Origin of the sequence: Methanococcoides vulcani, assembly GCF_900111645.1 — an archaeon.
Classification (GTDB): Archaea; Halobacteriota; Methanosarcinia; order Methanosarcinales; family Methanosarcinaceae; genus Methanococcoides; species Methanococcoides vulcani.
Genome location: NZ_FOHQ01000001.1, coordinates 643,743 through 654,700, shown reverse-complemented (window position 1 = coordinate 654,700; position 10,958 = coordinate 643,743). Strand labels below are relative to the sequence as shown.

10 protein-coding genes and 1 rRNA gene are annotated in these 10,958 nt (G+C 41.0%); 5 read left to right on the top strand and 6 right to left on the bottom strand.

Annotation, left to right across the window (positions count from 1 at the left end; all coding sequences use genetic code 11):
• Positions 1–178: ribosomal RNA gene (locus tag BMX02_RS03280) — 16S ribosomal RNA — on the bottom strand; the annotation flags it as partial.
• 600 nt (positions 179–778) lie between these two features.
• On the opposite strand from BMX02_RS03280, the gene eif1A reads away from it, so the two are divergent.
• The 4 genes from eif1A to BMX02_RS03260 all read left to right on the top strand — a co-directional run bounded on the left by eif1A (position 779) and on the right by BMX02_RS03260 (position 2,985).
• Complete coding sequence (eif1A, locus tag BMX02_RS03275; protein WP_394328880.1) at positions 779–1,105, top strand: translation initiation factor eIF-1A; 327 nt, start codon at positions 779–781, stop codon at positions 1,103–1,105.
• A gap of 2 nt (positions 1,106–1,107) precedes the next feature.
• A complete protein-coding gene (locus BMX02_RS03270; RefSeq protein ID WP_091689012.1) occupies positions 1,108–1,896 on the top strand; it encodes a serine protein kinase RIO in 789 nt (262 codons plus the stop codon).
• 41 nt (positions 1,897–1,937) lie between these two features.
• Positions 1,938–2,474 carry a KH domain-containing protein gene (locus BMX02_RS03265; RefSeq protein ID WP_091689010.1) on the top strand — a complete coding sequence of 179 codons (537 nt, stop codon included), beginning with the start codon at positions 1,938–1,940 and terminating at the stop codon, positions 2,472–2,474.
• Between the two features lie 103 nt (positions 2,475–2,577).
• Positions 2,578–2,985: a fasciclin domain-containing protein gene (locus BMX02_RS03260; protein WP_091689008.1), complete on the top strand. Its 408-nt coding sequence runs from the start codon at positions 2,578–2,580 to the stop codon at positions 2,983–2,985.
• A 20-nt stretch (positions 2,986–3,005) separates the two neighbouring features.
• On the opposite strand, the gene BMX02_RS03255 is transcribed toward BMX02_RS03260, so the two are convergent.
• From BMX02_RS03255 to BMX02_RS03235, 5 genes are all read right to left on the bottom strand, one after another.
• The gene (locus BMX02_RS03255) at positions 3,006–4,586 is read right to left on the bottom strand and encodes a sensor histidine kinase (RefSeq protein WP_091689006.1); all 1,581 of its coding nucleotides are present in this window, start codon (positions 4,584–4,586) and stop codon (positions 3,006–3,008) included.
• A 242-nt stretch (positions 4,587–4,828) separates the two neighbouring features.
• Entirely contained in the window at positions 4,829–5,920 is a 1,092-nt protein-coding gene (locus BMX02_RS03250; protein WP_091689004.1) for a (Fe-S)-binding protein, read from the bottom strand.
• On the bottom strand, positions 5,921–7,345 hold the full coding sequence (locus BMX02_RS03245) for an FAD-binding oxidoreductase (RefSeq protein WP_091689001.1): 1,425 nt from the start codon (positions 7,343–7,345) through the stop codon (positions 5,921–5,923).
• A 10-nt stretch (positions 7,346–7,355) separates the two neighbouring features.
• The gene (gene larA, locus BMX02_RS03240; RefSeq protein ID WP_091688999.1) at positions 7,356–8,606 is read right to left on the bottom strand and encodes a nickel-dependent lactate racemase family protein; all 1,251 of its coding nucleotides are present in this window, start codon (positions 8,604–8,606) and stop codon (positions 7,356–7,358) included.
• Between the two features lie 262 nt (positions 8,607–8,868).
• Complete coding sequence (locus BMX02_RS03235) at positions 8,869–10,053, bottom strand: mechanosensitive ion channel family protein (protein WP_091688997.1); 1,185 nt, start codon at positions 10,051–10,053, stop codon at positions 8,869–8,871.
• 338 nt (positions 10,054–10,391) lie between these two features.
• Here BMX02_RS03235 and BMX02_RS03230 point away from each other — a divergent pair.
• On the top strand, positions 10,392–10,958 hold a 567-nt coding region (locus tag BMX02_RS03230), incomplete at its 3' end, for a tetratricopeptide repeat protein (RefSeq protein ID WP_177165241.1).

The window sequence follows — 10,958 nt, the reverse complement described above, 5'->3', positions numbered from 1 at the left end:
AGCATTCCAGCATGAATGGTTTATTCGGAATTATCTCCAGTTTCCCGGAGTTATGCCAAACCTAAGGGCAGGTTATCCACGTGTTACTGAGCAGTTCGCTATGTTCACGAAGAACATTTAACTCGCATGGCTTAGTCGAACACCGATAGCAGTAACCTCTGGCAGGATCAACCAGAGTTATTTGTTAAAGCACACAAATTTGGAAGTTAACTAAGAATTGTCGGAAAAGAACTCTTTGTTTAATTAGAGAGTTGTTTTCTATGCACAATAGTTGGTTAATTCATTGATAGATAAAGTCACTATCAGTCAGAATTAACCGAACTGCCACATTCAACGTCAGACCGGAAAAGCTCCGGTCTCCACTAATGATTCTGATATGGAGGTGATTGAAATTCCACACACGTTGTGCGGAATTAAATAAATGTCGTTGTTGGTATATAAGACTTTCGATTCATTATATACAGACATCCTCACAGAGGGAAGCAATAGCCAGATCACACATAATTGCCGACCCGCATATTCACTCGCCTTGCGAGGACTCCTAAATATACACACCCATATAAGTACGTATCGTAATCAAAGATTTTAAAACGAGATGTTGGTTGGAAATTTACAATGAACCTTATCCATAGAACATAGGACTGATTCACCCATATGACAGGAATCAAGAATAGCATTATAAATTCAAAAACAGGTTCAAACAATAGGAAACACACGCAACCTTTAACAATAGATGAGACATAAATGATGCAATATATTGGATAAATCTGAAAGAGGAATTGGGCTGGATAAAAAGAAATCTGGAAAAGATAATGATGTACCCAAACAAGTAACACGTGTAAGAACACCACGAACAGAGGACAGGGAAGTTCTTGCAACCGTGGAGAACCTTATGGGTGCAAGCCGGGTAAAGCTCCGGTGCATGGACGGTGTCGTCCGTATGGGACGCATCCCCGGATCTATGAAAAAAAGCAACTGGATACGTGAAGGTGATATTGTGATCGCCGTTCCATGGGACTTCCAGGACACAAAAGCAGATGTTATATGGAAATACACACGCCCACAGGTTAATTGGCTTGAGCGCAAAGGTTTCCTGAAAGGATAATTATGAAAAAAGAACTTGAAGGCAAGATTAAACGCCTTGACAATAGCGTTGATAAATTGCGAATTAAACGCAAAGACAGCGATAGTCTCAAAGTAACTGAGAATGTATTTGATAACGCCACCTTAAAGGCACTATATACTTTGTCCAACAAAGGAATAGTACAGGCACTAGGCGGATCTATAAGTACAGGAAAGGAAGCAAATGTCTTCCTCGCAGATGGAGAAGAGGAAGAAATCGCAATAAAGATCTACAGGATATCTTCAAGCAGCTTTAGATCAATGGAAGATTACATTCTCGGAGACCCACGTTTTAGTAATATACGCCATAACAAGAGGGACATAGTCTTTGCATGGACAAAGAAAGAGTTCAGGAACCTCATGAGGGCAAAGCAAGCTGGCATTCGTGTACCCGAACCCATAACTACCGAAAGGAACATACTAATAATGAAATTCATGGGAGAGAATGGCAAACCATACCCCCTGCTCAAAGACATAAAGATAGAAAACGAAGACGGGCAGATGATATTCGAAACCGTGATAGACTACATGCATAAACTCTATGTAGATGCAAACCTTGTCCATGGCGACCTTAGTGAATACAACATACTGATCGATCCGGAAGATATAACACCCATTATTATCGACATGGGACAATCCGTAACTCTGGAACATCCACGTGCAGACCAGTTCTTAAAGCGAGATATCGAAAACATACTCAGATACTTTAAACGCTACAAGGTCAATGAATCACCCGAAAGCATTTATGCACGGATAAAAGAACCAGAGAACTAAAAAACGTAAACTATAATTATAATAATCGACAGGTAGACCACATGACACATATCAAAGTACCCCAGGACAGAATCGGCGCGATCATCGGCCCAAAAGGCAGTGTTAAAAATATGATCGAAAATAAATCCACCTCCAAACTGGACATTGACAGTGAAAGCGGTACGGTGGAAGTAATAGCTGGCGATGACCCGGTCGGAGCTATGAGAGCAGTTGACGTCATACATGCCATTGGAAGAGGATTCAACCCTGAAAAAGCATACAGCTTCTTTGATGATGATATGTTAATGCTCGAGATAATTGACCTCTCACGGGCAGCATCAACACCAAAGGAATTACTGCGCCTTAAAGGAAGGATCATCGGCAAAGGTGGAAAGACAAGAGAAATAGCGGAGAGCCTTATAGGCGTCAAGATCTCAGTCTACGGAAAAACAGTAAGTGTCATAGGCCATCCCGAACAGATACTTATAATGAGGACAGCATTGGAAATGCTTATCGACGGTGCAAACCATGGTTCTGTATACAGCTTCCTTGAAAAGAAGAAACAAGACCTGATGCGTGCGCAGCTTGATTCATATTGATACTGCCTTTAAAGGATGCTACACAAGTTGCAGCAGCATCCTTTAGACCAGACATATTTAGATCAGGTATCGATCTGACAAGATCTAATAGGGATATATTTACATGGGTGAAACAAAGAGCATTGTACAAACAGCAATAGAGATAGGTGATTTTCCAACACTTGTAAATGCTGCTAAAAAACTAGGCCTTGATGAAAAGTTCGATAACAACGGACCATATACAATATTTGCACCCCTTGAAAAAGCATTCGAGCCAATACCCGAAAGTGTAATAGATGAGGCATTTGATGACCTTGACTACCTTATGGACATCATAAACTACCATGTTGTCGAAGGAAAATACCTGACATCAGACCTCAAAGAGGTTGACTCATTGACTGCGCTCAACGGCAAGATATTAAAAATTACAAATGATGGTGATGTTAGGATCAATGGCATCCCCATAGAAAAAGAAGACATCGAATGCACTAATGGCATCATTCATGCTATCGGTGACATACTGATACCCTGAAACTATCCTGCAATATAAACTTAAATTGGAAGCATCACATGAACAGTGGTACCCTTGCCTTGTTCACTTTCCACCCACATCTGACCCTCATGAAGACTCACAAGTTTCTTTGTGAGTGCAAGCCCTAAACCGGTACCGCTATAAAGTCGCTTTGTGGAACCATCCACCTGATAGAACTTGTCATACAGATGAGGCAATTGCTCCTTTGGAATACCGATACCATCATCCTTGATAATGATATGCATCATCTCACCAAGGGTTTTAGCCTCAACGTTCACATTCCCCCCCTCTGAAGTGAATTTGACAGCATTAGACAGAAGATTGTAAATAATGTGCCTGAACTTTGCCTTATCGGCATTTATCTGCGGAAGCTCAGAATCCATATCATAAGAGAATGAAACATCCTTTTTCAAAATCGAATGCATAATTGAATCCCTTACTTCCATAAACGCAGGAATTATGCTAAACTTTTCGAACTTGGCTTCCTCCTTTCCTGCTTCTATCATTGAGATCTCAAGGATGTCATTTATGATCTCAGAAAGATGATTGCCATTCTTGGATACATTTTGGAGATATCTTCGCTGAACATCAGTAAGATCCCCACATCGACCATCCAGTAATATTTCGGAAAAACCAATTATTGAATTAAGAGGTGTCCTTAGCTCATGACTAACATTCGCAAGGAACTCACTCTTAGAACAATTGGCAGCATCTTCAATAGCTTGCGCGCGTTTAAGAGTATCTTCAGCTTTCTTTGCCTCACTGACATCATGCAACATTACAGAGAGATTAGAAGGCACATTGTCCTGATCAAAGATCACATGAGAGTCAAGCATAGCAGGGAAAATACTGCCATTCTTCCTCATATGCCAGACCCCTTCTTGTTGGAAATGTCCATTATTAAGTAACTTGTCACGTAAATACTTCAAGCGAGGAACCTGTTCTTCATTATAGAACATCAAAAAGTGATCGCCAAGTACATCTTCAAGAGAATGATCATGCATTGACGCAAATGCCTCGTTGAGATAAAGAAGACTTCCTTTCATATCAAGGACTGCAATGCCATAGTTTGCATTATCAGAAATGCTCTTGAATATGTTCAGGTCCTTTGCCACAAGTATGCGTTCAACGAACTTACCAAGACAATCAGAGATATAGTCGACAATATCTTCATCTTCTTTCAGGAAAGAGCCACCATCTGGACCTGGCAATTCTTCAAGATAATAAACTTCCAGACTGCCATGAACTGCACCATCAACGAAGATTTCAGATGCATATTTCCATCGGGATATTTCGAAATTATCAGATTGGAACATCAGATCATCAAAAATAATCCTTGAACATGCGATCGACGAATTTTGCATACCACATGGAACCATTTTCACGATCTGCTGAAAACCTGCATCCAGTGAAGATGCATCATTGACCACTTTGGAAACTGAATGTAAATATTGTACAATATCCATACGGGTGCTACTACCTTGGCCCTGCTTTTCCGGAACATCGATCGCATCGGATGTAGTAATTACTTCAACATCCACAAGATCGTTGCTATTTACCATTACGCACGAGGAGCGTTCACATTCCCTTTTCGAGATCATCAATATTCCACATCTATGTTCTAAACTGATGCAAAGATAATCGCTTCGAATTGCTTTGCTCAGATATGAATGACATATTTCCCAATGTCATCGTACTACCACCTTTACCGGTATGGTTTAACCGCATGTCAATCTTTTGGTTCCAACAATACCTATATTGTCAATTAATACCAACCATACTAAAGACTTTTCTTTATAAAAATAGAAATAAAATGATCTGGATGATCAATAAATCGATTCGATCATTCCAGAAGTTCATCTATTAGCTCGAGTAGATCCCTGACTTCGAGCGTCGAAGTTTCACTTACACCCAGTTTCAGGTTATTAACACAGAAAGGGCATGTAGTAAGCAGAACATCTGCTATTTCAGCCTGACCCACTCTTTTCTCCGCGATCTGCCGGGATATTTCAGGGAACATTGATCTGACCCCTCCGCCGCCGCCACAGCAGCGTGCCGATTCCCTGTTATCTTTCATTTCCACGAACTCGATCTCCGGAATCATATTGATCACATCACGGGGTGCATCATAGATTCCTAAGTGTCTGCCAATGTGGCATGGATCATGATAGGTTACCTTCCTGTTGTAAGGTTTCAGATCAAATTCCTGCTCATTGAGCCACTCAACAAAGTGCATTGCTCTGAAAGACATGTCCTTAAAGCGAGGATATTCTTTCCTGAACATCCTCAAACACCCCGCACATGAGAACAGCACGATCTCAGCACCGGTGTCCTCAATTGCTTTAATGTTCGCTTCAGCTTGCTTTCTGATCACATCATCCGAAAAGCCTATCCTTCCAAGCACACTCCCACAGCAAACCTCATCAAGTAGTGTATAGTCCACTCCAAGCTTCTTCAATATGGAGATGCCTGCCGTAGAAGTCTCTTTATTACGATAAGCTGCACTGCAACCTGTAAAATAGGCGATCTTAGCAGGATGAGGAACTTCACCGAACAGTTCTTTTCGGCTTTTCTCTTCGCCGAACGGATTTCCCAATGTAGCAATGGAATCAGCGATCTTCTGGTGAGTTGAACCTACTAGTCCTGATGCAACAATATCTCTTCGTGCAGCTTCGATCACTTCAACTACCCCTGTGGATGAAGGACACCTGCGAGTACAGTCAGCACAGGTGGTACATTGGTAGATGCGTTCCAGTACAGACTCATCAGGTTCGATATCCCCGGAATACAATCCATAACAAAGAGCCATCTTACCCCTTGCCGCTGAAGAATCCCACTCGACATTGTCAAATATAGGGCAGATCTCCTTACAGAACCCGCACTGGGTACAGTTGAGCAGCTCTTTTTTCCAGTTTTTTAGATTATCCGTCCTCATTCACTCCTCCTCCAGATGGTACCGCAGATGGGAAATAAAATTGCCCTCCCAGTCCATGATCTTATTCGGGTTCATAATATTATTGGGATCCAGAGCCATCTTGATAGTTTTCATGGCATTAAGGCTGCATTGTCTTTCCTTAAGGAAGAACGGAGCTTTGGTCATACCAACACCATGTTCTCCGGTGATCGTTCCACCAAGATCCATTACTTTCTCGTAGATCTCTTCAACTGCCGTTTCCGCCTGGTCCCAATGGGACTTCTTCGTGGGATCCATTAACACTTTAGTATGCAGGTTCCCATCACCTGAATGACCATAACTGGCAATGATTATATCATATTTATCGGAGATCTCCTGAAAAGCTTTGACAGCCTCAGGAACTTTGCTCATCGGAACAGCCATATCATCGGCAAGCATAACAGTTACAAGATCATCATCATACTTCGACAACGCCGGTATCATCGCCTTTCTGCCCTTCCACAATTCTTCCTTTCTCTCAGGATCATCGGTGAAATCAACAGAAAGAGCCCCAGAAGATTTACAAACTTCCATTACCGTCTCGATCTGGTCCTTCACATCATTAGTGCTGCCATCGACCTCTATCAGAAGTATAGCTTCTTCATCAGGCAGCCCCATGCAAACAGCCTTGTTCACCGCCTGGATGCAAACCCTTGACATAAGCTCCAACCCTGAAGGTATCAGAGGCTTTGCAATGATATTGGAAACGCACTGACCTGCTTTCTCCAGCGTATCAAATACTGCTACTGCAACTGCAGTGGTCTCAGGAAGTGGAACGATCCGCAGGTTGATCTCAGTTATGATACCCAGTGTTCCTTCCATACCGCACATCAGTTTTTCCAGCTGGTATCCTGCAGAGTTCTTCAACGTCCTTGAACCAAGCCTTGCGACCTCCCCATTAGGGAACACGACCTCCATTCCAAGAACGTAATCCCTTGTAGCACCATATTTCACGGCATTGCCACCTGAAGCATTGGTTGCTACCATGCCACCAATATTGGCCACATTACCACTGGAAGGACCCGGGATGAAAAATCCATAGTTCTTAAGCTCTGCATTCAGGTCCTTGTGGATCACACCCGGCTCTACCACCACATAGAGATCTTCAATATGTAGTTCCTTTACCTTGTTCATCCTTTGCAGATCAATGACCAGACCACCAGCAACAGGAACACTGTGACCACAAAGAGCGGTACCTGCACCCCTCGGGACAATTGGAAAAAGACACTCATTTGCGAGCTTTACAATTTTTTCTATTTCAGCAGTAGTCTTTGGCCTGATCACAGCATCAGGCATACTGCGGTGTATTCCGGCATCTGTAGAATAAGCATACAGCTCAGCTGTAGATGTACTTATATGACCCTCACCTACAATATCCCGTAATCTTTCAATGATCTGCTTATCCATTATTTCACCTTTATTCAATAAGAGGTACTGTCAGACTGCCCTGAGGCAGAATAATAGCATAAGGTTCCTTGCCCTGCTCTTTAATAATATTGATAGCCTTGTCAAAAGCTTCCTGGATCCCTTCCTGTGATTCCAGTTTCGCAGACTTCAGGATATCACTGTCAAGGTCGGATACAGCCCACATTTTAGCCCATGTGCCGATCTGTGCCATCCTTGCAGCCTTGTGAAATCCCAGTTTGTAACATTCAGAGGTCTTTGCCATGACCTCATTGCAGGTTGCTGAAGAACCAAGTAGATTAAGGAATGTATCATCCCCTACCCCGTCACGGCACTTGGACACAAGAATAATGATACCGCCATCTTCGAGAGCAAGCCTGCCATTCTCAAGAGCCTTTTGTGATTGGTAAAGATCAATATCCATAGGATATGGTGCTGCTGTGAGCACGATGTTGCCTTTCTTCTTGAACTTTGTGCCGAAAACCTCATTGGCCTTTACAACAGCAGCATCAAAGGATTCAAAAAGATCCCCTGCTGTCATTGCATAAAGACCATGATCTGCAGTAAGTACTGTCTGGACAGAGAAGATATTAAGGTCCTTAAGCACTTCCATGGCGTCGGTCATATCCTCTGCAACAGGATTGCCTTCAAGAGCAAGGGATTGTGCTGCATTTGAGAGGGCATGCTTGTGGTTCATCTCTATTGTCTTGTAGCCTGCAACCCCCGGAAGGAAAGACTTTCTCCCACCGGTGTAGCCTGCGAAATAATGCGGTTCCACACTTCCGATAACAAGGATATTTCCTGCCTGCCTGACCATTTTGTTGATATACATTTCAGTGCCGTTGGAAGAAACACCCAGATAATCCATATCTTCGTCCTTTCTGGCATCATGCACAAAGATATGGTCCTTCATTTCATCATAGATCTCCCCGAAAATGAACCTGAACTCATCCTCCGTGGGTGCCCTGTGTGCACCTGTTGCCACTATGAACTTTACATCGGGATGAGAAAGAAGTATAACCTTCATCTCAAGAAGTACGCGGGCAGTTGGTGTCGGACGGGTGGCATCATTAACAATAATCAGCAGGCTGTCAGCATTCTTCACAAAATCCTCAAAAGGTTCCATGCCCATTGGGTTTGAAAGTGCATGTGAGATTATCCCGGACTCATCCCCTACCTCCGGCTCGTTCGGCGAAAGCACCTCATGAGGTATTTTTACTTCAAGATCAACAAAGTCCTTTCCATAGGGTATCTTCACATTCATTCCATCTTCTCCTTTTTGCGTACGTCAGGACATTAATTAATACTAGCATCTAAACCGGATGAAAACCGGATAATAATATAAACAGTGCATATTTGCACCATTGTAAGTAAAGTTAGTATAAAAAGACTAGGTTTGATACAAAGAAAAACAAGTTACAATATAAAATTTTATCCCTGAATATCTACAATAATCTAATTATTAAAATTATATAACCGTTGCTTGAATCCGTTTTCAAAATAAAAAAAGATACGTGCACCACAGTTTATTTTTCAATTCCCTTGCTAACTCTTTCCAGTAGCTCCTTAATTTCGTCATTAAGCTCGACTGCTTTTGAATCGAGATACTGGAGAGACTTTAGTTTGACACCATCAGCAGATGTTTCATCTTCCTCTTTTAGTATTTCCTTTACAGACACTAGATCATCTTTAAGCCTGTCTTTCTGCTCCAATATGGAATCAAGATTTTGCCTTTCTGTTGATTTAATATTCTCATCATTGATCCCATTGATCAGATCAAAGAACTCATTCTGTTTCTGCTCCATATCTTCGATCAATTTATCTATTTTCTTAGTGATCTCTGCCTCTATAGCCTTGCCAAAAATTACATCCTCTGTTGTAACCTGTGTGACATATTCATAAGTTGCAGGTGGCTTAACACTTGCCTTATCATGATCAGAAGGCATGAAAACTGCATTTTTACCGTAGATCCTCTGATTCATAAATGTTGGAGAAACTATTTCGATATTATCTTCGTGAAGGCTATCGAATATCATCTTTTTCATATCTGATCTTTTGGTTATAAGGCTGGATACATCTTTCAAAAGCCCCCCTACCTTGTAAGTAACTGAAAAGTTACCTAATTCGACCACATGGACAAAAATATTCTCAAGTTCGATCTTTTCTGCTGCCTTGATGAGAGCCTTTTCGATCTGCTCTCTTGACACATTATATCCTAATGAAACAGTAGTCGAGATAATCGTACCTGATGAACTTATGGTGACCAGAGGATTGGAAATCAATTTCAGGTTCGGTATGGTAATAATATCACGATCGATAGATTGGACCTGAGTATGCAGTATCCCAATCTCTGACACCTTTCCAAAAGTTTCTTCGACCCTTATATAATCGCCTGCTTTGAAAGGTTTTATACGACTTAGCATTATGCCAGACATACCATTTGCTACAAAAGTGGTCGATGACAGCGCAATGGTGGCACCGATCAGGATACCAAAAAAACTCAGGAGAGTCTGCTTCGTATTATCCGAGATAGGAAGTGTAAGCACAAAAACCACAAGCCCGACAAGTGCTACCAGAAAGAGAATAAACTGCTCAAAGGTCTTTTGTTCTGAGAATATACGGGTCTTCCTGAAAATGTATCCCAATGCAGTCAAAAGGATAAGAGTCCCCATAACTACGATAATGCCAGGATAGTATTCTTCCAGTACCATAATGCTTTTTATCCCCCAGAAGCACAGAAAATACAAATTGGATATAAATACTAATTTTGTTTTTGTTTTATAAAAATGTGTTTGTGAAAGAAGTGATTAAAACAGCTCAAAAACAGTTCATAAAATATCCATATATATACCTATTTTCGGAATATTAATGAACGAAATGCTTGAAAACCGAATTCTGCGACCATGAACATCGGCAAAAACTTCACATTCGCCCCACACCTATCGTAAATAATAAAAAACAGCATCAAGGTAACGCAATAATTTGAAAATAATCGGAAACCAAATCGAAGTAAAAAACAAAATTGATGCAAAATTATTTAAATATAAAAATGGAACATATATATATGTATCTTGATTATTCTGAGAAATGGATTAAAAACGGAGATAGCTTATTTAGTCTCAAAAAATACGAAGAAGCAATTGATGCATACAATAAAGCACTTGAAATATATCCGAAGGATGAAGGTGCATGGGAAAGCAAAGGAAATGCTCACTTTAATCTAAAAAGGTATGAAGAGGCAATTGATGCATACAATGGAGCCCTTGAAATAAATCCGGAATTAGAAGGCATCTGGATAAATAAAGGAAATTCTTGTTTTAATCTCAAACGATACGAGGAAGCAATTGAAGCATATGATCAAGCTATAAATATCTACCCTGAAGATGAAAATGCATGGATCAACAAAGGAAATGCTTATTTTAATCTTAAAAAATACGAAGAAACAATTGATGCATATACTAAAGCCCTGGAGATATACCCTGAAGAGGAAAATGTATGGATCAACAAGGGAAATGCATATTCATATCTGGAAAGATACGAAGAAGCAATTAAAGCATATGATAGAGCCGTAGAGATTAATCCGGAATCAAAAGATGCATGGGAAAACAAAGGAAAT